The 25,511-nt window shown below is 40.7% G+C and carries 33 protein-coding genes; 11 read left to right on the top strand and 22 right to left on the bottom strand.

Annotated features, from left to right (window positions below; translation table 11 throughout):
- Positions 1-33: 33 nt before the first annotated feature.
- Positions 34-1,236 carry an enoyl-ACP reductase FabV gene (gene fabV, locus BUB71_RS08055; RefSeq protein WP_073154328.1) on the bottom strand — a complete coding sequence of 401 codons (1,203 nt, stop codon included), beginning with the start codon at positions 1,234-1,236 and terminating at the stop codon, positions 34-36.
- Between the two features lie 851 nt (positions 1,237-2,087).
- On the opposite strand from fabV, the gene BUB71_RS08065 reads away from it, so the two are divergent.
- A complete protein-coding gene (locus BUB71_RS08065; protein WP_073154330.1) occupies positions 2,088-2,567 on the top strand; it encodes a divergent PAP2 family protein in 480 nt (159 codons plus the stop codon).
- Between the two features lie 94 nt (positions 2,568-2,661).
- Here the strand turns inward: BUB71_RS08065 and BUB71_RS20340 are convergent, their stop codons facing one another.
- The 3 genes from BUB71_RS20340 to BUB71_RS08080 all read right to left on the bottom strand — a co-directional run bounded on the left by BUB71_RS20340 (position 2,662) and on the right by BUB71_RS08080 (position 4,561).
- A complete protein-coding gene (locus BUB71_RS20340) occupies positions 2,662-2,811 on the bottom strand; it encodes a zinc ribbon domain-containing protein (protein ID WP_084731288.1) in 150 nt (49 codons plus the stop codon).
- A gap of 180 nt (positions 2,812-2,991) precedes the next feature.
- Positions 2,992-3,288, bottom strand: coding sequence for a YuiB family protein (locus BUB71_RS08075; RefSeq protein WP_245815549.1), 297 nt, complete (start codon positions 3,286-3,288; stop codon positions 2,992-2,994).
- Between the two features lie 82 nt (positions 3,289-3,370).
- Positions 3,371-4,561, bottom strand: a complete 1,191-nt coding sequence (locus BUB71_RS08080; protein WP_073154331.1) for an NAD(P)/FAD-dependent oxidoreductase — start codon at positions 4,559-4,561, stop codon at positions 3,371-3,373.
- Positions 4,562-4,852: 291 nt separating this feature from the next.
- Between BUB71_RS08080 and BUB71_RS08085 the strand changes: the two genes are divergently transcribed.
- Positions 4,853-5,842: an NAD(P)/FAD-dependent oxidoreductase gene (locus tag BUB71_RS08085; protein WP_073154332.1), complete on the top strand. Its 990-nt coding sequence runs from the start codon at positions 4,853-4,855 to the stop codon at positions 5,840-5,842.
- Positions 5,843-5,909: 67 nt separating this feature from the next.
- Entirely contained in the window at positions 5,910-6,185 is a 276-nt protein-coding gene (locus tag BUB71_RS08090) for a hypothetical protein (protein ID WP_245815550.1), read from the top strand.
- Between the two features lie 46 nt (positions 6,186-6,231).
- Here BUB71_RS08090 and erpA read toward each other — a convergent pair whose 3' ends face one another.
- Both erpA and BUB71_RS18830 read right to left on the bottom strand, forming a co-directional pair.
- Entirely contained in the window at positions 6,232-6,588 is a 357-nt protein-coding gene (erpA, locus tag BUB71_RS08095; protein ID WP_073154333.1) for an iron-sulfur cluster insertion protein ErpA, read from the bottom strand.
- 79 nt (positions 6,589-6,667) lie between these two features.
- Positions 6,668-6,829 carry an aspartyl-phosphate phosphatase Spo0E family protein gene (locus tag BUB71_RS18830; protein WP_084731290.1) on the bottom strand — a complete coding sequence of 54 codons (162 nt, stop codon included), beginning with the start codon at positions 6,827-6,829 and terminating at the stop codon, positions 6,668-6,670.
- Between the two features lie 156 nt (positions 6,830-6,985).
- Here BUB71_RS18830 and mqnE point away from each other — a divergent pair, with 156 nt between their 5' ends.
- The gene (mqnE, locus tag BUB71_RS08105; RefSeq protein WP_139279030.1) at positions 6,986-8,089 is read left to right on the top strand and encodes an aminofutalosine synthase MqnE; all 1,104 of its coding nucleotides are present in this window, start codon (positions 6,986-6,988) and stop codon (positions 8,087-8,089) included.
- A gap of 77 nt (positions 8,090-8,166) precedes the next feature.
- On the opposite strand, the gene BUB71_RS08110 is transcribed toward mqnE, so the two are convergent.
- On the bottom strand, positions 8,167-8,406 hold the full coding sequence (locus BUB71_RS08110) for a YuzB family protein (RefSeq protein ID WP_073154335.1): 240 nt from the start codon (positions 8,404-8,406) through the stop codon (positions 8,167-8,169).
- Positions 8,407-8,541: 135 nt separating this feature from the next.
- Between BUB71_RS08110 and BUB71_RS08115 the strand changes: the two genes are divergently transcribed.
- Positions 8,542-9,018 (top strand): C40 family peptidase, encoded by a 477-nt coding sequence (locus BUB71_RS08115; protein WP_084731292.1) that lies wholly within the window; start codon positions 8,542-8,544, stop codon positions 9,016-9,018.
- A 350-nt stretch (positions 9,019-9,368) separates the two neighbouring features.
- Here BUB71_RS08115 and BUB71_RS08120 read toward each other — a convergent pair whose 3' ends face one another.
- The 3 genes from BUB71_RS08120 to BUB71_RS08130 all read right to left on the bottom strand — a co-directional run bounded on the left by BUB71_RS08120 (position 9,369) and on the right by BUB71_RS08130 (position 11,853).
- The gene (locus BUB71_RS08120; protein WP_073154336.1) at positions 9,369-9,695 is read right to left on the bottom strand and encodes a DUF1462 family protein; all 327 of its coding nucleotides are present in this window, start codon (positions 9,693-9,695) and stop codon (positions 9,369-9,371) included.
- Positions 9,692-10,828, bottom strand: coding sequence for a bifunctional cystathionine gamma-lyase/homocysteine desulfhydrase (locus tag BUB71_RS08125; RefSeq protein ID WP_073154337.1), 1,137 nt, complete (start codon positions 10,826-10,828; stop codon positions 9,692-9,694). The genes BUB71_RS08120 and BUB71_RS08125 overlap by 4 nt, the downstream gene beginning before the upstream one ends.
- Positions 10,829-10,920: 92 nt before the next feature.
- Positions 10,921-11,853, bottom strand: coding sequence for a PLP-dependent cysteine synthase family protein (locus BUB71_RS08130; RefSeq protein WP_073154403.1), 933 nt, complete (start codon positions 11,851-11,853; stop codon positions 10,921-10,923).
- Positions 11,854-12,119: 266 nt separating this feature from the next.
- On the opposite strand from BUB71_RS08130, the gene BUB71_RS08135 reads away from it, so the two are divergent.
- On the top strand, positions 12,120-12,365 hold the full coding sequence (locus BUB71_RS08135; protein ID WP_073154338.1) for a NifU family protein: 246 nt from the start codon (positions 12,120-12,122) through the stop codon (positions 12,363-12,365).
- 52 nt (positions 12,366-12,417) lie between these two features.
- Here BUB71_RS08135 and BUB71_RS08140 read toward each other — a convergent pair whose 3' ends face one another.
- The 5 genes from BUB71_RS08140 to BUB71_RS08160 all read right to left on the bottom strand — a co-directional run bounded on the left by BUB71_RS08140 (position 12,418) and on the right by BUB71_RS08160 (position 16,337).
- The gene (locus tag BUB71_RS08140; protein ID WP_073154339.1) at positions 12,418-12,636 is read right to left on the bottom strand and encodes a hypothetical protein; all 219 of its coding nucleotides are present in this window, start codon (positions 12,634-12,636) and stop codon (positions 12,418-12,420) included.
- A 177-nt stretch (positions 12,637-12,813) separates the two neighbouring features.
- Positions 12,814-13,749, bottom strand: a complete 936-nt coding sequence (locus BUB71_RS08145) for a cation diffusion facilitator family transporter (protein WP_139279031.1) — start codon at positions 13,747-13,749, stop codon at positions 12,814-12,816.
- A 224-nt stretch (positions 13,750-13,973) separates the two neighbouring features.
- Positions 13,974-15,047 (bottom strand): aminoglycoside phosphotransferase/kinase family protein, encoded by a 1,074-nt coding sequence (locus BUB71_RS08150; RefSeq protein ID WP_073154341.1) that lies wholly within the window; start codon positions 15,045-15,047, stop codon positions 13,974-13,976.
- A gap of 65 nt (positions 15,048-15,112) precedes the next feature.
- The gene (locus BUB71_RS08155; RefSeq protein WP_073154342.1) at positions 15,113-15,898 is read right to left on the bottom strand and encodes a TIGR01457 family HAD-type hydrolase; all 786 of its coding nucleotides are present in this window, start codon (positions 15,896-15,898) and stop codon (positions 15,113-15,115) included.
- A gap of 22 nt (positions 15,899-15,920) precedes the next feature.
- Positions 15,921-16,337: a DUF86 domain-containing protein gene (locus tag BUB71_RS08160; RefSeq protein WP_084731293.1), complete on the bottom strand. Its 417-nt coding sequence runs from the start codon at positions 16,335-16,337 to the stop codon at positions 15,921-15,923.
- Positions 16,338-16,397: 60 nt separating this feature from the next.
- On the opposite strand from BUB71_RS08160, the gene BUB71_RS08165 reads away from it, so the two are divergent.
- From BUB71_RS08165 to BUB71_RS08175, 3 genes are all read left to right on the top strand, one after another.
- On the top strand, positions 16,398-17,306 hold the full coding sequence (locus tag BUB71_RS08165; RefSeq protein WP_073154343.1) for a DUF4349 domain-containing protein: 909 nt from the start codon (positions 16,398-16,400) through the stop codon (positions 17,304-17,306).
- A 203-nt stretch (positions 17,307-17,509) separates the two neighbouring features.
- Entirely contained in the window at positions 17,510-18,187 is a 678-nt protein-coding gene (locus BUB71_RS08170; protein ID WP_073154344.1) for a MerR family transcriptional regulator, read from the top strand.
- Between the two features lie 48 nt (positions 18,188-18,235).
- Complete coding sequence (locus BUB71_RS08175; protein ID WP_073154345.1) at positions 18,236-18,499, top strand: DUF3055 domain-containing protein; 264 nt, start codon at positions 18,236-18,238, stop codon at positions 18,497-18,499.
- Between the two features lie 320 nt (positions 18,500-18,819).
- Here the strand turns inward: BUB71_RS08175 and BUB71_RS08180 are convergent, their stop codons facing one another.
- Both BUB71_RS08180 and lipA read right to left on the bottom strand, forming a co-directional pair.
- On the bottom strand, positions 18,820-19,116 hold the full coding sequence (locus BUB71_RS08180; RefSeq protein ID WP_245815551.1) for a YutD family protein: 297 nt from the start codon (positions 19,114-19,116) through the stop codon (positions 18,820-18,822).
- A gap of 18 nt (positions 19,117-19,134) precedes the next feature.
- The gene (gene lipA / locus BUB71_RS08185; protein ID WP_073154346.1) at positions 19,135-20,022 is read right to left on the bottom strand and encodes a lipoyl synthase; all 888 of its coding nucleotides are present in this window, start codon (positions 20,020-20,022) and stop codon (positions 19,135-19,137) included.
- 158 nt (positions 20,023-20,180) lie between these two features.
- Between lipA and BUB71_RS08190 the strand changes: the two genes are divergently transcribed.
- Positions 20,181-21,152: a M23 family metallopeptidase gene (locus BUB71_RS08190; protein ID WP_073154347.1), complete on the top strand. Its 972-nt coding sequence runs from the start codon at positions 20,181-20,183 to the stop codon at positions 21,150-21,152.
- 217 nt (positions 21,153-21,369) lie between these two features.
- On the opposite strand, the gene yunB is transcribed toward BUB71_RS08190, so the two are convergent.
- Positions 21,370-22,089 (bottom strand): sporulation protein YunB, encoded by a 720-nt coding sequence (gene yunB / locus BUB71_RS08195; protein ID WP_175552318.1) that lies wholly within the window; start codon positions 22,087-22,089, stop codon positions 21,370-21,372.
- Positions 22,090-22,237: 148 nt separating this feature from the next.
- Between yunB and BUB71_RS08200 the strand changes: the two genes are divergently transcribed.
- Positions 22,238-22,729 (top strand): dihydrofolate reductase, encoded by a 492-nt coding sequence (locus BUB71_RS08200; RefSeq protein ID WP_073154349.1) that lies wholly within the window; start codon positions 22,238-22,240, stop codon positions 22,727-22,729.
- On the opposite strand, the gene BUB71_RS08205 is transcribed toward BUB71_RS08200, so the two are convergent.
- From BUB71_RS08205 to BUB71_RS08220, 4 genes are all read right to left on the bottom strand, one after another.
- Positions 22,712-23,224 carry an isoprenylcysteine carboxyl methyltransferase family protein gene (locus BUB71_RS08205; RefSeq protein ID WP_073154350.1) on the bottom strand — a complete coding sequence of 171 codons (513 nt, stop codon included), beginning with the start codon at positions 23,222-23,224 and terminating at the stop codon, positions 22,712-22,714. The two genes, BUB71_RS08200 and BUB71_RS08205, sit on opposite strands and share 18 nt — an antisense overlap.
- Positions 23,225-23,270: 46 nt before the next feature.
- Positions 23,271-24,338 carry a type III polyketide synthase gene (locus tag BUB71_RS08210; RefSeq protein ID WP_245815552.1) on the bottom strand — a complete coding sequence of 356 codons (1,068 nt, stop codon included), beginning with the start codon at positions 24,336-24,338 and terminating at the stop codon, positions 23,271-23,273.
- 193 nt (positions 24,339-24,531) lie between these two features.
- Positions 24,532-25,119, bottom strand: a complete 588-nt coding sequence (locus tag BUB71_RS08215; RefSeq protein ID WP_084731297.1) for a GNAT family N-acetyltransferase — start codon at positions 25,117-25,119, stop codon at positions 24,532-24,534.
- 17 nt (positions 25,120-25,136) lie between these two features.
- Positions 25,137-25,424 carry a hypothetical protein gene (locus tag BUB71_RS08220; RefSeq protein ID WP_073154352.1) on the bottom strand — a complete coding sequence of 96 codons (288 nt, stop codon included), beginning with the start codon at positions 25,422-25,424 and terminating at the stop codon, positions 25,137-25,139.
- Positions 25,425-25,511 lie beyond the last annotated feature (87 nt).

Here is a 25,511-nt window from a genome sequence, read left to right on the forward strand (position 1 = left end):
GTTATTGAAAGGAATGCCGTTGGTTCAATCTGTTTACTCTGGGATGCTTTTGATAGGAACAGCAATGGCTACATCTTGCTCATAATCGACACCCTCAATCGCAAAACCAAACAATCGCAAAAATTGTCTACGATATCCTTCTATGTCAGATAGCTCTTCAATATTTTCAGTGGTCAATTTTTCCCACTTTTGTTCGACTGCCTGTTGAATCTCTGGTTTCATCTCTAAATCATCGATTCGAATTCGATCTTGACTGTCGACAGGAATCTCACCATCCAGTCGATAAAGCCGATCTTGATATAAACGAAACATCTGTTCAATACAATCTTCATGAACACCTTGTTTTTTCATTTCACCATAGAGTAGAGAAATGTATAGCGGAACTACAGGAATTGCAGCGCTTGCTTGCGTGACAACAGCTTTATTCACTGACACTAGAGCACGTCCATTACATTTTTGTTGTAAATAATGGTTCAAAGCACGCCCGCGCTGTTCAAGGTCATCTTTTGCTTTCCCAATCGTACCAGTTCGGTAAATGTCGTGGGTCAGCTCTGGGCCAATGTAGGAGTAGGCAACGGTTTTAGCGCCTTCAGCCAAGACGTCAGCTTCAGCTAACGCATGTAGCCACATTTCCCAATCTTCTCCACCCATTACAGCAATCGTCTGCTCAATTTCCTCTTCTGATGCCGGCTCTATTGATGTCTCTGATACGACACCTGATTGAAAATCTACAGTCTTACTTGTAAATCGTTTGCCAATCGGCTTAATAACCGAGGAAAAAACTTCTCCAGTCTCAGGATGTTTCCGCTTTGGAGCTGCCAAACTATAGACGACTAGGTCTACTGTACCCCAATCTTGTTTAATTTGCTGGATCACTTGCTCTTTTAACTCATTAGAAAAAGCATCACCATTAAAACTTTTAGCATAATATCCATCAGCAGTGGCAGCTTCTTCAAAAGCAGCACTATTGTACCACCCTGCTGTAGCCGGTCGACTCTTGGTAGCAGGTCGTTCAAAAAAAACACCGATTGTTTCTGCGTCAGAAGCATACGTTGCCACAATTCGCGATGCCAATCCATATCCAGTCGAAGAACCAATCACTAAAACTCGCTTTGGCCCTTTGCTTAATTTGATCTGATTTTTCACATATGTAATCTGCTTACGAACATGTTCCGCACAGCCGATTGGATGTGCCGTTGTACAGATAAACCCGCGAACTCTTGGTTTGACTATCATCTTCTCATTCCTTTGATCATAGATTCTCTCCTCGAGTATAACATGATGCCCAATTTACGAGAAGATCGTTATACCAGATCTCTTCCAATTATGAGACCATAAGCTTGTTCACAAGGACAAATAGAATATTTAACTCAGACTAAAGAAAAACCTTTTTAGCGAGTGAAGAGGTGATCGGCAAAGCTCTATTTCGGGCGCAACTTAGCGGAATGGCAGCTGAAGCGGTATTTTCCTTTCGGGCAAACTGTTCGAGTCTCCGCCAGGCGGATACCGGAGGAGGCGAGTTTTGCCCGACCGCGAAGGCTGACAGAAAGCGGACAGCCCCACATCCTTGCTAGCCCGGGTCGGAGCGTCGCCGAGAACCACGAGCCGCCGATCACGTGACTTTGTCTACATGCTGTATTTGACTGAATGATAAATTATACTATAATAGTACTGAATTTTGGAAATGGGTCATCTGGAAGCGAGGAAAGGAATATTTCCCCAGGCGACCATCATTTGGTGCTACCTAAATTTGGAGTTTGGTGAAGCATGTCTAACAACAACCCAGTCGATCCGGAGGAAGAGCGCCAGAGAGCTGAAGAGGCTAACAGGAAGCGTCGGAAGCTCGAGAGGAAATCTCCAAGCGAAACGAGAGGCTGTCGAAAGAGCGCAGGAACCAGAACTAGAAGAGCTAGTAATCCATAACACCAGCCGAAGGGGAAGAGCCCACTTCGGCTGGTTGTTTTATAATCATACATTTACAGTCATGACAATTGCTTGTATGATCTAGGGAACAGGTGGGTTTTCACTGCTAAATCTGTATATAATAAGATTTGCACACAACCGATGAAAGGACGACTAATCTATCGATGCTGGAGTCTCTGTTTTCCAACTTCCCTTTATGGACCTCAGTTATTACGATCTTCTTTGCCCAACTGCTCAAGGTTCCGTGGAACTATTTCACCAATCATACATGGGACTGGCGATGGCTTGCCAATTCAGGAGGTATGCCAAGTGGACACACTTCAGCCGCTACCTCGCTTGCTACTTCGATTGGCTTAACCAGTGGTTGGGAGAGCCCATCCTTCGCCATCGCAACTATTTTTTCGATTGTTGTCATGTACGATGCAACAGGCGTTCGTCGTCATGCAGGTATGCAAGCACAGGTGATTAACCAGCTAGCAGATGATTTTACACGGTTGTTGATTCAATTGCGTCATCAAAAGGAAGCCCAAGACCCTCAGCGCACTCCTTTGAAAGAGATATTAGGTCATCAACCCATTGAAGTGTTTACTGGACTTTGGTTTGGAATTGCAATGGCACTTATCTGTTATTATATCTGGTGGTGAACTACATCGCCATTAAAATGGTGAGCTTCTTGTTTCATCGAACCGACCAACGTCGTATTTCTCCGCGAAGGCACGTTCCATGCCAAGATTAGGTTCAGTCTACTTGTCCATATGCTAGCATTGGATCATATCCAATCGCTTTATGTAGTATGTTTCTTGCGGCGTTTATGTCTCTATCTTCTGTATACCCACAAGAACAACGATGGACTCTTTCTCTTAATTTTTCTTTACGATCCGACCACATTCAGAGTAAGCCTAGGACGTATTGTATGGGTCAACTCGTATCACTTCTTACCAGCATATTCTGCTTTGTAAGTAGTGAATTGTACAAGTTGGCTCCATCCAGCGTCAACCATACTTTACGAAAGTTTATGATTTTTGATCATTCCATAAAAAAACTGCCTGAAGGCAGTTTTCTTGGTTTTTAGAACATCCGATATCCTTTTGTACGCAAGGTTTGAATAGTCCAACCACTACCAAAAGCCCCCAATAGACCAACTAATAAAACAGTTAAATCCACCCAATGGTATTCATGTAACCGAAATAACAAAACCACGATAATCACCGCATAGATCACGCCAGGCAACCAAGTCGTCTTTAAAATCATGTTTAAAATAAAACCGATCCCAAAAAGCAACACAAAAAATAATGGGATGGAGATAATAAATTGTGGCAACGAAAGTGGCATCGCTGCCAATAAAAATGTATTAGCTAAGGTCATGATAATCGCTCCAACTTTTTCGCATTTGCCAAACATTGTAGCTGAAATAGTGAAGCGAAACAATCAACAAACCGTGACAAATCTACAAGCGACCTTTACGTAGTAATAAAGAGACTCCGCCTAATAAGAAAAGCCATCTCAAGTCGGTTGCACGTTTTAACCAACTCGCAGTCCAACCATAATATTTTTTTCCCCAAACGATTCCAATCGCCTCTTTTTTTCCAAGCGATGCTATGGTCCCTTTATTGTCAAATTGGAATGTTTTCAGCTCATTGCCTCGCAATGTTGCGACAAGGCTTCGTCCAAGATATTGCCCTTGTTGTGTAGATATCTGAGCAGTAGGTGGATATGGGCGGTTTATCTCCTCATTAATGACCAAAGAGCTATCTCCAATGACAAAGATATTATCATGTCCTGGTGCACGGAGATATTGATCCACTTTTACACGACCACGCATATTTTCGATTCCTGCTTCCTCAATCAAACGATTTCCACGAACCCCGCCTGTCCATACAACAGTCGATGCTCTGATCTCTTCACCGCCTTTTACGATGACACTCTCACCTGTGCATTTTTCTATTGGTGTGGAAATTTTAAATTCTACACCTTTCGACTCTAGATACTTGACGGCATAATCAACTAATTCCTGATCAAAACCGGGCAACACAGTAGGTGCTGCTTCAATATTCACAATCCGTACTTTTTCTAAGGGAATATCATATTCACGACACAATTCGGGCATCCGATCAACTAATTCTCCAACATATTCAATTCCAGTAAACCCAGCTCCACCAACAACAATCGTAATTAACTCTTCTTTTTTCTCCGTTTGATACCTTGAGAACATATATTCCATATGCTCTCTAATCATCCGTACACTATTGATACTGCGAATAAAGAAAGCATTTTCTAGTAGACCTTCAATTCCAAATGTTTCGGGGGCACTCCCTAATCCAACCACCAGATAATCATAAGCTAATGGGTCGTGCTGATCCAAATGAACTGTTTTCTTCTCAATATCAATTGATGTAACACGATCTTGTATAAAGTTCACCTTGCGTTTGTTAATAATTGAGGATATCGACACTCTGGCATGATCGTGATGCGATGTGCCTGCCGCTGGTTTATGCAACTCCGTTGTAAAGTAATGATATGAATTCTGGTTGACTAACGTAATTTCAGCTTCGTTGTAATTTAACTCCTTGGCTAGACCTTTGGCTGTCATTAGCCCACCATATCCAGCGCCAAGAATCACAATCTTGGGTCGACTCATTTTTATCCCACCTATTTGAATAAATTAAGATGATCATAATAAAGTATGATAAAATTATCACAAAGTAGCAGTTGTATAAACCACCATCGTTGTCTCATAACAATGTTTATGATATGATTTTCACGAACTTTATGCAAGGATTTTATTGCTATTCTTTCCTGTTTTCTCGTTAATATTGCGAAGCGATTTGCCCAAATACTGGAATCCCACTTCATCCGTTGTAAGGATTCATTCATGTAAAATCTGATATTTTTTTATTTCCAACTATCCAAATTTTGCGGAGGTGTCAGCATGGAAAAAGACTTAGTAAAAGATATCACAATTATAGGCGGGGGTCCGACTGGGCTTTTTGCAGCATTTTACGCTGGGATGCGGCATGCAAGTGTACGCGTGATCGAAAGTATGCCTCAGTTAGGCGGTCAGCTTTCAGCACTTTATCCAGAAAAATATATTTATGATGTTGCTGGTTTTCCAAAAATAAAAGCTCAAGATTTGATTCAACAATTAACCAAACAGACTGAAATGTTCGCGCCAGAATTTTGCTTAGATGAGAAGGTATTAGACGTTCGCAAAATAGAGGAGCGCTTGTTTGAAATTGAAACAGACAAATATACATATCAATCTCGTTCTGTGATCATTACCGCAGGCGTAGGCGCATTTGAGCCACGCAAACTAAACTTGCCTGGTGTAGAACGTTTTGAACAAAGCAACTTACATTATTTTGTCAATCAGATGGAAGACTTTCGCGATCAGCATGTTTTGATTGCCGGAGGTGGGGACTCTGCCGTTGATTGGGCACTTATGTTAGAGCCGATAGCAAAGAGCGTAACAATTGTACATCGCCGCGATAAATTTCGTGCTCATGAACACAGTGTAGAGCAAATGCTTGCTTCGAGCGTTCGTATACTGACACCTAAAGAGATTCAATCAATCGAAGGAGATACAAAGATTTCATCTGTAACTCTGATCGATAAAAAGAGCAATCAAACAGAGCTACTTACTCCTGATGCGATGATTGTGAGCTATGGATTTATTTCGTCATTAGGGCCAATTAAAAACTGGGGCCTAACGCTCGAGAAAGGGAGTATCATCGTTAATTCCCGAATGGAGACAAATATCCCTGGCATATATGCAGCGGGAGATATTGCCACATACCCTGGAAAAGTGAAATTAATTGCTGTTGGTTTTGGTGAAGCACCTACAGCAGTAAATAATGCAAAACAATATATTGACCCAGAAGCTAGATTGCAACCTGGACATAGTTCAAATCTTAACTTATGAGCCATGCATATGCTGATGACTTTTCATCCAATACTAAACAAAATTTCTGTTGAGTAGGTGTCATCAGTTGGAAGAAATTACTTGGTTCTGCCCTGTTTGTAATGGGTTTAGCACAATTGATCAAGATTGTTCGAACTGTGGTTCCCCCTTGATCGATCAAGGGCGATTGTTTGACTTTTTTGATCCATATGCTCCGTATCGCCCCATTGATGCCTTAAAAATGAGCGATGGTATCTCTTTTGACTATGCTGGTCATCAGTGTCCACATACGATGTTGTGCCCTATCTGTCAACAAAAAGAAACTTTTCTCATCAAGGAGCAGAATGATAAAAAATCAACATAAATAGCCCTCTGGACATCAGAGGGCTTCGTTTATTAAACAGTAATCTTTAACAATTTTCTGGCGCACCTTCATCCGTTTGCGTACGGAATGAAGAGCCACATCCACAAGAAGAAACAGCGTTTGGATTATCGATACTAAATCCGCCACCCATCATCGATTCTTTATAATCAATTGTGGTTCCTTGTAAATAGGTTTGGCTCTCTAAATCAACGAGCACTTTGATCCCGTGCTGATCAAACTCAGCATCTGTCTCCTCTTTCTCAGAATCAAAACCCATTCCATATGAAAAACCACTACAGCCACCAGGTTGGACACCAATTCGCAAATATAGTTTTTCTGATTCTTCTTCTTCAGCAAGCATCTCTCTTACCTTATGTGCTGCTTGTTCAGTTAAGGTAATCATTATGACCCCTCCTCTTATTCCTATTATTAGTATACAAAAAATGAACCTTGAAGCAAATCAATCCATTTTTCATTCACTGCTATTCATTTATATGCTGAATTCTATGCCAGCGATTATGCAATTGATCAAGATAAACGCTCAAGCGATAAACTTGAGGATGCGAAAAACCTACAGACATTGCATATTGTACCATTTGTCTACGCAACACTTCTATTTTCTCCTCTAGTTTCCGCGATTGCAACGGAAACCCCCCTTTTACTCCTCTTTTCCCTATATTTACACTATTTGCTTTTTTGTGGATTTATCCTCTTTTTGATTAACCAAAAGTTTGTTATGCAATTCACAAACTTGTTATGTTAGAATGAAATCGTTAGCCACTCTATTAGGAGGAATTTCCATGATTGATCCACAACTAAAGCCGATTGCCGCTAAAATTGAGCGAAACGAACGGCTGACCCTCGAGGATGGTCTAACCCTCTATCGATCAGAGGATTTACTCACGATCGCCAGTTGGGCCAATCAAGCAAATTTAAAACAGAACGGAAAAAATGTCTATTTTATTCAAAATATGGCTCTCTATCCAACAAATGTATGCGAAGCTAAATGTTCTTTCTGCGGATTTCGACGTGATCCAGACAGTGAAGGAGCCTATACAAAAACCCCTGAAGAACTCATTGCTTACATTGATGAACGAATAACTGAGCGTACACAGGAATTTCACATTGTAGGTGGTCATAACCATACAGTTCCTTATGCCTATTATATACAAACAATAGCAGCTTTAAAAAAACGCTACCCCCATGTTGTAATCAAAGCATATACTGCGGCTGAAATCCAATTTTTTGCTAAAATAGCAAATCGTTCAATCGAAGATGTTTTAGCGGATTTAATTGAAGCAGGGTTAGATACACTTCCAGGTGGTGGAGCCGAGATTTTATCTGAACGCTATCGGGAAAAAATGAGCCCTGATAAAGCCTCAACCGACGAATGGCTGGCTGTTCATCGCGCAGCACATAAAATGGGGCTGAAAACCCATGCAACCATGCTCTATGGATCAATCGAAACATTAGAAGAGCGATTGATTCACATGATTCGTCTTCGGGAGCTACAAGATGAGACCAATGGTTTTATGGTTTTTATTCCACTTGCCATCCAGCCTCGGAATGTGAATGCCTCCATTCGTAGAAGAACATCTGCAATGGATGATTTACGTACAATTGCCATCAGCCGGCTGATGTTGGATAATTTCCAACATATTAAAGCTTATTGGATCAATATTGGGACTCAATTAACACAACTTGCACTCCAATTTGGAGCCTCTGATATTCATGGCACAATTGTAGAGGAACAAATCAGTCATTCTGCGGGGGCACTGACCCAGACCGCCCTTACTCGTGAAGATTTAGTTTGGTTAATCGAGGGTGCAAATCGAATTCCCATCGAACGGGATACTTTCTACAATCCGATAAAAATTTATAAAAAAGAGACAACAGCCACTTGATAAATGAAATCAAGTGGCTGTTTTATAAAGATACTTTCATATATCCATTCAAATGCGTAGCATTTTGATGAACTCATTTAAAATCGAACTTCCATCTCTTCGATTGCTCGGTATATATTTTTACGCAACTCATCCACATCTTTACCTGTAACGACATCTCCATTAACCAACGCATATGGAAATTCTGCACAGATGCCACAATTCCCCAGACAACCATATTCAATTACATCTAGATCGATGTTTTGTTCCAATTCTTTCATTAAGGCCAATACATCATCCGTTAAATTATTTACGCAAAACTCAATTAATGGCCTCATGCTTCCTCACCTGCCTCAACAGTCAACTATAACATACTGTTAATATATAACAAAATAATCAATTTTTCTTGTTATTCTCCGTTTTTTCAGTAGAATAGAGTATGTGATTCTTTTTAAATATAAAGGAGCGATTCGGTGAGGTTTGTCAAAAACATCTGGATGAGTGCATTGATCTTAACTTTATTGGTTGTTTTCACAATTCCTTCAGGAGAAGTCGATGCAAAAACCAAATGGGAAGTCAAAGCAGACAAAGTAATTTCGGAGGCCAAGAAGCATTTGAATAAGAAGTATAAATCTGGAGCCAACGGCCCTAATACTTTCGACTGTTCTGGCTACACACAGTATGTTTGGAAGCGATCCATTAGCTACAAGTTGCACCGTAATAGTGGAAAACAATCAACTCAAGGTAAAACAATCTCAATTAAAAAGATCCGAAAAGGAGACTTGCTTTTTTTTAACACAAATAATAAAGGCATTTCTCATGTAGCCATTTATCTTGGAAACGGCAAAATGATTCAGTCAGCCAGTTCTAAAAATGTGTCTATCGCTTCACTCAATAATTCATATTGGAAACCTCGCCTCGTCAAGGCACGTAGACTGATCAATCTTTAATCGGTACATACTATTTACCGCTACAGATTGGAAGAACCCACATCATTGTGGGTTCTTTAGCTTGTTGACAAAGTATAAGTGGCTATATAAAAGTCAAGGTTTATGCACTGCGTGTTATTGGAAAGGATGGAGCCTCCAGTTCAGGCTACGAAGGTGTATGCACAACGCCGCGACTAGACAAATGCGGAATTAGGAGCATTTGTCCGGCCATTGCAAACCATCTCCTCCTTTTAACAGGTTTATTTTCATTTGACTTTAACCAGAATATAGGTTTTTCTTCAGTCTAAGAACCCACATCATTGTGGTAGATAAATCCATACAGTGAGACCTTCTTCCAATCAGATGAAATGCTAGTAGCTCTTCTTCTCCACTACTCCCAAAGCCACTAAACGCTGTACAATCTCTTTTAACCTTGGGTTTCCTTCTGCGATCACCTGACTGTCCAGCATCACAACGGGATACCAATACTCTTCCTCTAAAATGCACTTTGCCAATTGTCGCTCATGCTGCGTACGAGGATGATTTACATCAACCCATTGAACATTTACTTGCTTCGTTCCAAATCTTCTTTTTAGTGCGGCATCTAACCAAGTCGCTGTTTCCGCTGAAGAAGGCGATTGGACACAACTGGAACAGTTTTCTTGGTCACCATCGCCCATTACATAAAGCGTAATCATGCACGTAATGCCTGCTGTAGGTCTTCAATGAGATCCTCTATATCTTCTACACCAACTGAGATTCTAACTAACCCTTCTGCAATGCCCAGTTCAGCTCGACGTTCTGGAGGAATTGAGGCATGGGTCATTCTTGGGGGAGTAGAAATTAAACTTTCTACAGCTCCAAGGCTCTCTGCAAGTGTGAAATACTTAGTCTTCTCTAGGACACGATCAACATCCTCAACTGATGCAAGCTCAAATGAAATAATGCCACCAAAGCCACGAGCTTGTTTTGCAGCTAACTGATGACCTGGATGATTGGGTAAACCAGGATAGTATACTCGACCTACACTCGCCTCACCTGTCAGCCACTCAGCTAGTTGTCTAGCATTTAATTCATGTTGACGCATTCTCAAACCTAATGTTTTTATACCTCTTATTAATAACCAAGAATCTTGCGGCCCTAGGATTCCGCCGACCGCATTTTGAATATAATGAAGCTGTTCTCCAAGTTGCTCATTCTTAGCAACAAGCAATCCAGCTACCACATCACTATGACCTCCTAGATACTTGGTCGCACTATGCAGGACGATATCAGCGCCTAAGTCTAGTGGATTTTGGAAATAGGGCGTTAAAAATGTATTATCGACAATCAAGAGTAAATCATGTTGATGAGACCAATCAGCAATACTTTGAATATCTGATACTTTTAACAAAGGATTACTTGGTGTTTCCATATAGACTGCTTTTGTATTGGGACGAAATGCTTCTTTTACCTGTTCTAGCTTACTTGTATCAACGAATGTCACTTCTAATCCTGTACGCTGAAGAACTTGTGTGACAATCCGATACGTTCCGCCATATACATCATCGCCAACAATCACATGGTCTCCTTTTTCAAACAAAGAAAAAGCTGTATGAATTGCTGCCATACCGGAAGCAAATGCTAAACCTCTTTTTCCATTTTCTAGTTCTGCAATCAGTTTTTCTAATGCTTCGCGTGTTGGATTACCCGTACGCGAATACTCATAACCGTTAAACACCCCTACCCGTTCTTGACGATATGTCGATACTTGATAAATGGGAACAGATACTGCTCCAGTATGTTGATCACCAAACACGCCACCGTGGATCAATTTTGTATCGATTTTCATATCTTCATCCTCCTAATCCAAATATTTATAGAGTCATTGTTGCGGTCTCAAAATTCATTCATTATATTCACATGGCTAGAAGTGCAATACATTTAATCATAAATACTTTGACTCAAGTAACGTTCACTACTATCTGGAAAGATGACGGCGATTCGTGTCAGTTTTTTGTGGAGAGTAGAGTCTTGTCTTGCTTCAATATCTACAGCATGATATGCAGAACCTGATGAACTCCCTACCAGTAAGCCTTCATGCTTCGCTAACTTTTTCACCCATGTAAAAGCATCTTGATCAGTGACTGTGTAAACTTGATCAACTAGTGACCAATCAAAGAACTTAGGGATTTGCTCCATTCCGATCCCTTCTGTTCGATGAGCACCCACTTCGCCTCCATTTAAGATCGAACCCTCCGGTTCTACAATCACAGTTCGAATTTGTGGGTTTTTCTCTTTCAAATAGCGAGCAACCCCCATAAAGGTTCCTGCTGATCCTGCCCCAGCGACAAAGATATCGATCTTCCCCTCAAGTTGCTCCCATATCTCTGGTCCAGTGACCTGATAATGAACCTCTGGATTGGCTGGATTCTGAAATTGTTGCGGACAATAAGAGTCAGGCATCTCCTTTGCTAACTCCATGGCCTTTGCAATCGCGCCTTTGATGCCATCCTGACTGGGCGTGTTCACTACTTCTGCTCCCAGAGCTTTCATCAATTTTTGTTTTTCGATTGAAAATTTTTCAGGAACAACAAAAATCACTCTATAGCCAGTTCCAATGGCAGCTAATGCTAAGCCAATTCCTGTATTACCAGCAGTTGGTTCAATAATCGTGCCACCAAGTTTTAACTGACCACTTTCTTCACCTGCACGAATCAAAGCAGCTCCAAGTCGATCTTTAATGCTACCTCCCGGATTCATAAATTCTAGTTTTGCATATACTTGAACTGAAGCCGGGAGATTCATTTGATTTAATTGGATAACAGGTGTGTTTCCAATTAAATCTTTTACACCTTGATAAACTTGTCCACTCATCCCCACACTTTCTACTCCTCTCTGATAAGGCTATTTTATTATAAAATCGATAGAAATACATATATTAATCATAAGCAATCCTTGGTACTCGATTGAGTCGCTGTAACTTGCCCTCCAAAAAGTCCCAAAGTAACAGGATGCACGTACCATCTTGAAGAAAGCACTTTGATCGCCCGGTTGATTTTTGTCAACAAAAGGAATACAATGAGAACAGATATCAATTTATAGTGATTCTTAACTAACTAGGGGGTGTCAGTCTGTATGGAATGAACTTTCATACAGACATCGATATGGAATCAAAAGTTCAAGAAATACTTGATAAACTTCGTCCATTTATTCAACGTGATGGTGGCGACGTTGAGTTGGTTGATGTGGAAGACGGCATCGTTTCTGTCCGATTGCTTGGTGCTTGCGGTAGCTGCCCCAGTTCTACAATCACATTAAAAGCAGGTATTGAACGGGCACTGATGGAAGAAATTCCTGAAGTTCGCGAAGTGGTGCAAGTACTCTAAAGATACGGAGAAGCCCCCAAGCTTAGCAGGGGGCTTTTTATGTATAAAATCATTAATTATGACGACCAAACATTTGATTGACAAAGTGATCAATTTCCGATTTAAAATGCTCAAATGTTTCCTGCTCACACATTTGAGCATCCATTTTTCCTAATATCATTTCTAAATCGGCCGATTCTTGGCGCAATTCAAGTATTAATCGATCGATATGTGCTTTTCGTTCGTTAAGTGTTTTACGGATTTGCTCTAGCTCATGTTCAGAAAAGTGCATGCTTTATGAAAACCTACCTTTCCTTTATAAAATCTCGCAAGAACATTCTAACACTTCGGGCTTCTTCTCACAACGGTTTGTTAAAAATTTTCTTTCTTTTTGTAAAAAGCAGACAGCCCCGAGTCTCTCCCAGGGCTGCCTACGTGATGTTGTCTTGTGAAAAGGGACTTGATGAGGCTACATCTTGAGAGCCCGAGAGATCAGATCGAGTTCGAGAGAGAATCCTTTCTCCTTGGTGAGTCGATTGAAGAACTGATCGATTTTCTTGCTTTCCGTGTTGAACTCACCGAACGGAAGGAACACCTCACAGCGAACGTAGATGTTGTGATCACCCCGTTGCATGATCTTCAGGCCTTTCACTTGACCCTGGAGCCCATCAACGACAAGCTCCAAGCCTTGGAGCGCCTGTGCATAGTCGATCGACTGCGGACACTTGTCCAGCAGGATCGTCCACGAAGGACGGATTAGCTCCTGCCCGCTGTGGTAGAAGATCATACCCGCGATCAGGATCGAGATCGCCGGGTCAACCAGCGACCACGACTGTCCAGTCGCCTGCCCGATGGCGATGATGGCAGCCCCGGCGAAGCTACAGAGGTCACCCAGCATGTCAAAGATCATATCCAGGAAGACCGCCTTCACGATCAGTTCATGATGCTCTTCTTCGTCCTCACCGTGGTGATTCAAGTAGAAGGCGAAGAAGCCGTTGACGAGCAGGCCGCAGATCGAGGCGACCATTACCCAGCCACCTTCGATCGACTGCGGTTCCCTCCAGCGCTCTACCGCTTCTACGACCATCCAGAGAGCGATGCCCCACAGCGTCAGCCCGTTAAGGGCGGCGCAGAGTGCCTTGAGTTTATCGAACCCATCGTTGTACCTGTTGGTTCGTCCCTTGTTGGCTCGAATCATGACGACGATGTTGGCGGCGATGAGCGCTGCGTCGGCGTACATGTGCAGCGCGATACCACGGAGCGCGAGACTGTGCGCGATGGTGGCGACGAAAAGTTCAAAGCTGGCGAGGATGAGCATCGCCAGTGCGGCGATCTTCATCAGCTTCAGCTTACTCCACGAGTTGATCTTGAGATCGATCTTTTTGACCCACGGCTTGATCTTCATGTCACGCTCTTTCTGTTCGATTCCTACTACTCGGTCTGCGATCTCATCCGTACGATATAAAGCTCCTCCTCTCAAACTTTAGCCCATGAAAATCTCTCTCAGCTCATCCGGAGTGAGAGTAGCTTCGAATAAACGAACCTCCTATTATAGAAAAAGAGGAATTTTGCGGTGATTTCTTATTTATCATACAAGGCTTTCGATTCAAATGCAAATGATTATCAATTTCATTTTTTATGATTCAGTTGTTGAAAAGGTGGAACTTCCACTCGAAACACTTGATTAACCAATTTCGGGAACTGTGTTAAAAGTTTCTCTTTTCTTTCTTCCTGTATCATCGCTTTTTGCAAAGCAGTTCCACCAGCTGCGATTGGTAACGTCTGGTCACGATATACATGTTGCAATACATCAAATAAATGACCTGGGAATATCATCTGGGCGTAAATCATTGCATATTCGCTCGATTCAAGTTTGGCGATTTGTTGATATGCATGAAGGAGTCTCAGTGTAAAACGAATATTCCCTGTTCTACCGTATGCATAAAGCAACCATTTGGCAAGATCATATGTCCGACAATCCAGCACCATCTGTGTTCCGTCTACAAAATGAAGATTACCTCTTGTATCAATCAATAAATGATGACGATGAAGATTCCCATGACAAACCTTACCATATTGGTACATTTTGATACAGAGCTGATCTCCGTCCATTTGGTTATAATACCTGATTAGTCCACCCATTCTGTTTGTACTTGTGACTACAAAATGATTCCAAGCTTGATATCTGTCGCTGGTGGTAATCGACCAATCTGTTGCTTGAAGATAAAGCTCAAGTTGACGAAATGCATTACGCCATTTTGCCCCCCATTTTCCCACTTGTCGATATCTATGATATGAACGACTCAGTTCAATCTGTTGGCTACTCAGGTGAAATTCAGCTATTCTTTGCGTGACCCATTCCCATTCTGAAACGGTACGCAATCGAATGGGCATCGCTTTTGCCCAAGGTAATAGGGTATATGTCCGCTCTGCAGAGCGAAATGTAACTTGACCTGATTTCGTCTCTATGGGGGTTAGCATGGATAGATTTGGTTGCAGCTGTTTCCCGACTTCTGCCCAGAGACGAATCCGATTCTGCTCGCCATCTGCAACTTCTTTTAATGCATATAAACCTCTATTTGTAGCAAGTTGAATCACTCCACGGTACTTTTTAGCTTGCTTCACTTCAAGCTGATAATGTTCATCAAGATATCCAGTAATCTGCATATCTCCTGTCCATTGAATCAACTCCTCTACTGTCATCGACTCTCCCCCCATTCTCTCTTTCACTTTATGAAGAGAAAGTCGTAGAAATGCAAATGAGAAGTCTAAAGTATGCCGTTTTTAAATAATTGAACTCCATCCTGAATAGAGTTTGTCTGATAAGTTGGCTGAAGAGAACTTTCCTTTGCCATCCGTTCATTTGTCACACCAGACAATACAAGCCACGTATCCATTGACATTGTTTGACTTACCATGATATCTGTTTCAAGATTATCCCCCACCATTACCACATCTTCTGCTTCTAAACCAGTATATTCAAGCGCATATTGCATAATGGTTTGCTCAGGCTTTCCAATATAAAAAGCATTTATCCGCGTAGCAGTCTCAATTGCTTTGACTAGCGCCCCACTTCCTGGTAAAAATCGATCATCAACCGGATAAGCACGATCTCGACTCGTACCAATAAGGGTTGCACCGTTTGCAACCGCATAACAAGCTGTACTTAGCTTTTCATAATTGAAACCACGATCACGACCCACAACCACTACATCTGGATTTTGCTCCTTTAGCACACATCCAGCCTTTTTGACGCCTTCGATTAATCCATCTTCCCCAATCACATATACTGACGCACCTCTCCAATGCTCTGTCAAATAACGAGTAATCGCCATAGAGGTTGTATAAATATTTTCTAACTGCACTGGAAAATGAAAATCCCGTAACATAGAAATTAATTGCTGCGGTTTCCTACTGGAATTATTCGTTAAATATAGAAAAGGGAGATGATTTGCTTGCAGCATATGTAAAAATTCTCTTGCCCCATCAATTGCCTCTTCACCACGAATGATCGTTCCATCAATATCAAAGAAATACCCCTTATATTGGCTCATTTTCTGCTACTCCTTATGCATGTTATGCTTCCCTTGAAATGTAGTCTCTCACCTGTTGATCAAAGCGTTTTAATGTATCCACTTGCTCTAAATAAGGAAGACAATCTGTATACTCAACCTTCGTATAGGAACGAACCAATCGATCACGTATTTTCACCCAATCACGTAACACTGTAGCAACATCCGCAGTGAGGACTTGTTCATCTTCTAAGATATCAACAATATCCAAGTAACCGCCAGGATCTCTCATGATAAAACCATCAATCATGACTGTACCTACATCGATCATACACTCAACGGCTAAATGGATCGCTCTAGAAATCGCAAAAAAGCTTTCTTCAGTCTCTATTAACTTTTCTTTTACTGCACAGACTGCATAACATCGTTGTAAAAAGTGTAGTTGTTCTTCAATTTTTTCCATATTTAAATCATAATGCAATGAAATCACTCCATTTTAAAAGTTACTGCAACCTTTTTCTTGTCAAATGCGTCTATTAAAATGCATCAAAGAAAAGGGGGGCTTCCCATCTCTTATTATAAGCGATTATTCATCTATCTGTTTGCCGCATCTCTATTACTGTTAACTGCTTGTTCCTCAGACGAAGAAAAAAGTGCAATACCTATGTCTTATCCTTCACAAGGCGGCGGAATGGAGATGGCTACTTCAAAATCACTTCAACAGACACCCAAACCAAATAAAAAAGTAGACCTCTCTAAAGCGACACCTCAAGATCGAAAGATTACTTATACAGCATCGCTGAAAATGAAAGTCCAAGACTATCGTAGCACAAAAGCAAAAATGGAATCATTGGTAACAAAAGCACAAGGGTACTTGGTAAATAGCAATGAACATAAATCCGAAGATCAATTTGAAGGAAATCTAACCTTTCGCGTTCCTCAAAATGAATTTAAGTCAGTACTAAATGAACTTCAGTCTCTTGGTAAAGAATCGCCGGAAATAGACATTAATGGTCAAGATATTACAGAGGAAATGGTTGATCTAGAAGCAAGATTAAAAGCAAAAAAAGCAACAGAAACACGGTTACTCGCACTACTAAATCAAGCAAACGATTCAAGAGCAACCTTAGAAATCTCGCAACAACTTGATGAAGTGCAAGGTTCAATTGAGGAATTACAAGGTAGAATTAACTATCTTAATCATCGAGTCGATTACTCTGAATTGAATATCCAATTGACACAACCATTTAGTAGCTCAAAAGATCCTGATCAATCACCATTATTCCAAAGAGTGATTACTGCCTTTTTTGATTCAATTGACACACTTATATTTGCGGGTAAAAACATCCTTGTCTTTCTTGCAAGGTTGCTCCCAGTAATTGTCATTCTCTTGGTAGTTGGCTATTGTGTCTTTTGGTTTGCTCGATGGAGAAAAAAACGCAAAGTCTAAAATACGATAACATTTTTTCGCCCATTATCTGGATGGGCGAAAATTTATTTATGTTTATCTCGTTAAAAAATTAACAACAACTATGCAAATGAATATCAGATTATTGTTATATTTCATTTGAAATTATTGGAAAATTTGTTATGATGTATATATAATTGTCTTCCGTTACTTTTTTAATAGATAATCATTGAGGAGGAGAAAAAATGTCAACAGAACAAGTTGTTCTCTACTCAACAGGAGATGCTGCAAAGCAGTTACAAGTTAGCACTCGAACGATTCGCACATGGATTGATCAATTTTTCGAATATATCCGCCCCGAATACAATGAGCGTGGTCACTATATCATCGATCCAGATTGTTTAGAACGACTACGTGAGGTACAACGCCGATTACAAGAACCCAAGAAAAAAATAAAGCAAGTTCGAGAGGAACTCTATCATGAAAAATTCGAACAAATCTCAGATATTGCCCAGTCAACGGAAGAGAGAATGGCTGCTTCAACGAAAATTTCCTATATTGAGACGGAAAAAACTTTACACCATGTTATTTCTGTTATCGAAGGTGTAGGCAACATGATGGAAGACTTAGCTGAACGGATGGATCATCTAGAGGATCACCTCTATGCAATTTATGAATCAGTAGAAAAAATCGATCAGAATCTACATTCTCTGGCATATGATACAATCCCTGCAACTGAGATGCGGCAACAATTAGAGGAGATTCGAAAAAAGAATGACCAGATTAAGTTAGAGCTTCGCAATGTGAATTTTACACAGCGCCTAGCAGTTCATCAAGAAAAAGGGCAGATGAGTAGTCAGAAAAATGAAACAAATTTTGTTCCGCGACGCCAAAAAAAAAGACGGTTTTTTAACCTCTTCTAACACGATATAATAGGGAAAGTTTATCTGAGTATAAAGGAGTCTGGCAAGGTGGAATTTGACTTTCTCTATGATGAGACAGAAAACCCCAAGATTCGTTATGTTTCATTTGCAGGCGATACCCAGCGTTTTGATCTCGCAGTCATCTATACTGAAAAATACTATGGTAAGCCCCTTGTTTTAGATTTACAAAAAAACCGATTTGCGATCATTGGTCATGATGATCTAGAAGAGCCTGGCTATCTTGAGCATGCTTATCAGCTTTCTACTGAGGAAGCAGAAGAACTCAAATCATTTCTCTATACTGTGATTTAACGGACCAGCTCCTATGTTGAGCTGGTCTCAGATTGTAGACAAAGTAATCAACTTCTCTTTTTCTAGAGTCATGGTTACGCATTTCGCCTCCAGTTCAGGCTACGAAGGTGTATTCAAGGCGCCACGACTGCTCGCTCAGGGCGGTATCAACTCGGCTATGCCTCAGACAGTACTACCGCCTATCCTTCGCTACACAGTCGCGGCTTTGTAGCGCCTGAAAGTCGGCTACATTGCGAACCATTTCCTCATGGGAATCATACATCTATTTTGTCTAATTCGCTTTCTCAACTTAGGGTTTTTCGTCAGTCTGGGACCAGCTCCTATGTTGAGCTGGTCTCTTTTCTTTCTCGCTCTAATATGAAGTATGCACAATCAAAGTTACAGAACTCATTGAGGTATTCCTCAATATGACTCGCTTTTGTATTAGGGGTGGCACGAGCATGGTCATCATAAAAAAATCCTTTTAATCTAAGTTGATTATAACCCCAATCACCCACGATCAGATCGTATTTATCCAATATATCACTATATCTTCGTTTAAAATCATCAAATTTCCATGCACTTCGATAATCCCGAATCAAGCGAAATCGCTTGCCATTTAACTCAATTGGCTCCATCTCTACTCTCTTCCTTTTTTAAGCCTGTGTCAGCTTCTCAATCTGTTTTTCAGCCGACTTCACCTGTTCATGAGCATGATAAGAACTGCGTACCAATGGACCTGATTCTACATGTGAAAAACCAAGCTCTAAACCGATCTCTTTCCATTTAGCAAAATCATCAGGGTGCCAGTAACGGTCGATGCGTAGATGTTTTTTTGTAGGTTGTAAATATTGCCCAATCGTTACAATATCAACTTGATGCTGGCGTAAATCTTGCATCGCTTCGACGACTTCATCAAATGTTTCGCCCACACCTACCATAATACTTGACTTAGTTGGAATTTGAGGTTGCATTTCTTTTGCACGTTGTAGCAATTCTAAAGATCGATGATATTTTGCTTTTGAACGAACACGATCAGACAATCGAGATACAGTTTCAATATTATGATTTAAAATATCTGGTTTCGCGTCCATCACAGTTTGCAGAGCGGATCGGTCACCCATAAAATCCGGAATTAAAACTTCAACGCTTGTAAAGGGGTTTCTCGCACGAACCGCACGAATGGTTGCAGCGAAGATGCCTGCTCCTCCATCGTTTAAGTCATCCCGTGCCACTGAAGTAATCACTGCATGTCGAACGCCCATCTGTTCAACAGCTTCAGCAACTCTTTCTGGCTCTGCCTCATCAAGTTCTGTTGGCAATCCGGTCTTAACAGCACAAAAACGGCAAGCACGCGTGCAAATATCTCCTAAAATCATAAAAGTAGCTGTACGATTCGCCCAGCATTCAAAAATATTGGGGCATCGTGCTTCTTCACAAACAGTATGAAGTGTCTTGCTTCTCATCATCTGCTTCAATTCTTGATAGTTGTCATTAACATGTAGCTTTATCTTTAACCATTCTGGTTTGCGTTCCACAGGCACTTCCCCCTATTTATATTTACCAATTCATATCTTATTTTACCACACTACAAACTGAGTTCGAGTATCTAAGCCTCTTGCGAAGTAAAAATATACCAAATATGTTTTTTGATCTCCAGTGGAAGAATACTTTTAGATCCTTTAAAAAAGAGGCGTCGTTCATGTGGAAAAAATGCATTGTACTCATTTTAATACTTTCCATTCAATCAATCACAATCAATACGAGTTTCGGAGCAGAATTAGAAAGTGAACAGCTATTGCGTAAGATCGCGTTAAAAACAAAGACACCTTGGTCCTATCTTGCTGCTGTATACCGCTTTGAACAAAATCGGTTCAAGCGAGCCAAGCAAAAAAATCAATCCCCCACGCTCCATATCTCAAATGAACAATGGGCAGGCTTATGGAATCCCAATTTACAGGATAGCAATCCAGACACTATTCGATATTTCCAAGGGATTGGACGTGATGGAGATGGCGATCAAAAAGCTGGAAGGAACAATTTTTTAGATCAACTATACTCTGTGGCTCGTTTTCTTGGCAGTCAGGGTACAAGTGATGATCATATTCGGCATCAACTGTGGCTATTTTATCAACATCCTGTGACCGTTGATGTGATTACCCATATGGCAAAGGTTTTTCAAAAGTTTGGCTCAACAAAACTGACAACCAACCGCTTCCCACTTTCCTTGCAATCACACTATAGCTATCGTGATAACTGGGGGGCATCGCGTGGTTTTGGTGGCAGAAGAAGTCATGAAGGGAACGATATTTTTGCCGATTATGGTACGCCTGTCCTCAGCACATGCTATGGATACGTAGAGTTGATCGGTTGGAATCGTTTTGGCGGTTGGCGAATTGGAATTCGGGATACAGAAAACCGCTACCACTATTTCGCTCATTTAGGGAAATTCAGCTCTAAAATCACAAAGGGAACCATTGTAAAACCTGGCGATCAATTAGGTGTCGTCGGATCATCTGGATATGGCCCTCCTGGAACATCAGGTAAGTTCCCACCACATCTTCATTATGGAATCTATCGTTTTACTGGTAAAACAACTTATGCATTTGATCCTTTTCCCCTATTAAAAAAATGGGAACTGAAAGAAAAAAAGAAGCTGAGTCATTTAGACTGAAGAAAATCCCTAATAACGAGTAGAGAGATGATCGACAAAGCTCCATTTCGGGCGCAACTAGCGGTATGACAGTTGAAGCAGCATTTTCACTTAGCCAGATGCCGAAGGAGGCGAGTTTTGCCCGTTAGCGAAGGATGACAGAACACAACAGGCAAGTCTAGGAAGGAGCATCCCCGTGAACCATGATTACAAGCCAATCAATTTGAAGGGATTGATCTTATTCATGCTGTGATTTATTTGGAATCATAGGCTGCGCAGGTGGGGGAATTTGCTTCGTTTTCCCTTGCTCCATGTAATAATAATACTCAGGGACTTCACCCATCATAAACATTTCACCTAAGGGATATTCTAGGTCAATCGGTGCAGTCTGTTCAGAAAATGGAACAACAAGTCCCACTTCAGTATGAATTTTTAAAGTAAGTGCTACCATAACTGTATTAATCCCAGCTGACTCTATTCGAGGTTGTAGAGAAATCTTACTTGCACCTTTGGGCCAAATTTGCACAGGTATTTTAGGACCGTACTTCGCAAAGAAGCTACTTTGTAAGAGCTGTCCTAAACGCAACTCAATTGTATGATCGGCCATTTCTTTTAATTTTTTATGAATCGTTTGGCTTACCTTGCTATATAGCTGAGCTTGCTGTCCAGGATTGATTTCAATCAAAGAAACCCTACCTTGGCGATCTTTATCTACTTTCATTAAATGCTTTACATCATGTTGCTTTGCGATTTCTAACACACCAAATGAAACGGATTGTTGAGCGGTCCTTTTAATTTCTGTTAGAGCGATTGTTCGTAAAACGGGTTGAATGGTTTGTTCCAGCCAATAAATCATCATAAATCCAAGAAATATAAATAGGAAAATAAAGAGTAGCCACTTCCCACGTTGCATAAATTGAACAGATGTATGAAAGCGTAAACGTCGCCTCCTAAGCATGGACATCACTCCCTATCTCAGACTATGCAGATAGATGTCTCAAATGCTTCCGGATTCCAAAATATGTATACTCAAATCGTGTTCAATTTGTTAGAATAAGGGACAGTGTGGGTTTAAATTATCCCGTTCTCCACAAGGGAGTGTCTATATGATAAGTTTTATCGTTGCCTATGATAAAAACCGTGTAATTGGTAAGGGAAACAAATTACCATGGCATTTACCGAGTGACCTTACTTTTTTTAAAAAAGTAACAACAGGTCATACCATTGTGATGGGTCGGCATACTTATGAATCGATTGGACATGCATTGCCTAATCGACGAAATATTGTTTTTTCACGGAATGCGGATTTTCACCCTGATGATGCTGAAGTAATGAATGAGAAAGAAGAGATCTTACAAATAGCCGAACAAGAAGAAGTATTCATCATTGGAGGAGCGCAGCTTTTTCATTTATTTTTACCTGATGTTGTAAATTTATATATCACAAAGATTGATGCTGAATTTGAAGGAGATACATTTTTTCCAGATTGGGACTTGCCATCTTTTGATCTAATTTGCCAATTAAAAGGTGAAGTTGATAAAGAAAATCCTTATCCGCATACATTTTATATCTACCAAAAATCACTTCCGCATGGATAAGGCACGCTCCTCGACAGGCAGTCGGACAAGAAGTAACAGCGCAAGATTAAGGATGGTTATCAATACGGATGTGATATATGCACCAAAAACAAGCGGCAAACAAAACAATTCAACCCCCACCGCAACATAGTTTGGATGACGGATCCACCGATACGGACCCCTTTTAATCTTTGCATGTTCCGAAATGACCCAAACCCTTGTACTCCAATATGGCCCTAGGGAATGGATTGCATACCAGCGTAATAACTGAGCAAATAGAAAGAAAATAAATGGAACCAGCCACCACTTTGGTGGAATCGCACGAAAAAAATAACTTTCTAATCCAATCCCAACAAAAAAAAGAATATGTAATCCAACCAAATATGGATAATGACTTTGCCCCACTTCAAAGCCACCTTGTCGTTGAATCCAGTCATCATTACGAGCAGCTAAGCGTAATTCCAAAATGCGCTGGATCACGACGGCAATCCAAAGAGTAAAGAGCCAACTATTCATTGGTTATTCCTCCTCCATTGAACACTCCCTATACCACTCATTTCGCTTAAATCCAACGAATTAAGCTTAGCTCCGCACTAAAGCCAGGACCCAAAGCAGACATCAACCCATAGCTTCCAATCGCATGCTGATGCTTTAATTCTTCGGCAAGTACAAAAAGAACCGTCACCGAAGACATATTTCCATACTTTCTTAAAATTTCATAAGAGCCAGCTAAAGCTTTTTTATCAATTTGCAAAGCATCTTTATATGCCTGCAATACCTTTGTACCACCAGGATGGGTGATAAAATGCTGAATTCCTTCTAACTCTAGACCTTGTTCATGAAGAAATGATGTAATGATCCATTTGATCTTTTGTTGTACAACCGAAGGAATTTGTTTTGAAAAGATGACTTGTAATCCTTCATCACCTACATCCCACCCCATTAAATCTAATGAATCAGGTAGTAGATGACTCATTGAACCTACAATTTCCGCTGTGGTGTTTCCCTCATGAGATGATTCCTTTTTTCCTCTGATCAGTACTGCTGCCGCTCCATCTGCAAATAAAGAAGTCGCAACTAGATTACTTTTACTTTGATCTTCATGCCGAAAAGTTAAGCTACAGCATTCAACTGTTACAAGTAGTACATTTGCTTTGGGAAATGCTTTTGACCATTCAGCGGCTCTTGCCAAACCAACAACACCACCTGCACAGCCCAAACCCCAAATCGGCGTTCGTTTTAACTTTGGATTCATCTGTAACCGATTTGCTAGATGCGCATCAATACTAGGAGTTGATAGCCCTGTTGTTGATACAAAGATCATATGATCAATCTGATTTGGCATCATTCCCAATGGTTTAAGACAACGGAGGATCGCTTCCTCTCCGAGTTGACAAGCCGCTTTTATATAAGCATCATTTTTTTCTTTCCATGTATGTTTTTCTTGAAACCAAGCAATAGGTCGACTGAGATGACGAGTGTCAATCCCAGTATGCTCGAAAATCGTTAATAATCGGTCTAATTGCTCAATTGAATCTGAAAAGAAGCGATGAGCAAATTTCTTCGCCTCTAATTGTTTGACTAGATACGGCGGAACTGCCGTTCCAACAGAGAGAATTCTAGGCATCATATGCACCTCATTTATGCGACAGAACTCAAGTGAGAAGTATACTGAACTGATGACGATTGACAACTATGGTATGCAAAAATGAACGTTGTCATATGTAAACGAAAAAACAAAGTAGATACCTATCGAACTGGTTTGTTTTAAATTGTTAACCTAGCTCCCTGTTAGCTTTCCCGCATTTGGTTATTTCATTCCATTATGGATTCCATGTATCGACTACAACATTTTGATAAATCGATTTCCATTCAGACCGCAACAACTCAAAGATAAGTAGATTTTCGAGCTGACCTTCTACCTTTTCTGCTTCACGTAACATACCTACTAATTGAAAGCCCAATCGCCGAGGAATAGCCTGACTTTTCAAATTACTCAACGCACAGCGGATTTCTACTCGATTCATATCATGTTCTTCAAATAGAAAACGAATCATGTGTAAGACAGAGCGAGTCACGATCCCTCTGCCTTGTAAAGATTCAGACAGCCAATATCCAACTTCAGCGCTTTTAGTTGTCCAATCTATGGAATGCGCTCCAATGACTCCGCTCAGCTCTCCCCGATACCAAATACCAAAATGAAATTCTTCCTCCTTCGCAGCTTTCTTATGAGTATATAAAATAAACTTCCAACAATCTTCTACACAAAGCGTCTCTGCCACCCATAGCAACCACCGACGTAAATGCTTACGGTTGACCTGAATACATCGAAACAATGTTAAGGCATGGTGAACATCGAGCAGCCGCAATGTGATTTCGTCATCTACTCGATATGTAAGCAACTGACCCATCAGCTCCCAATATTCTTTTAAATTTTTAAAAATCTACCGATCACATAACGAATCGCAAATATTGCAAGAGCGATAAACACATTTGCAAAAAAATAAGACTGTTCTCCACCGATCAAATAACCGATTACAGCCCATCCAATCGCTCTTATTATAATGCCATACAAATATGTGAAAGTAATTAACCCTATTAAAAATATAACAGCAAAAGCAATTGACTCTTCCATCATGCCGACAATGCCAGCTATTATAATCGATTCCAAAATCGGCCAAGCGATTCTCCCCAAATTACGCATGCCTTTTAACATCTCAAGTTGACTCCTTTCTCCCTTCGTGCATTTTATCAAACAAAGTATGATGGAGGACTTCTAAAGCTCCAGAAGTCGACTCCATCA

The sequence above is a fragment of the Seinonella peptonophila genome, assembly GCF_900129355.1.
GTDB classification, from domain to species: Bacteria; Bacillota; Bacilli; order Thermoactinomycetales; family Thermoactinomycetaceae; genus Seinonella; species Seinonella peptonophila.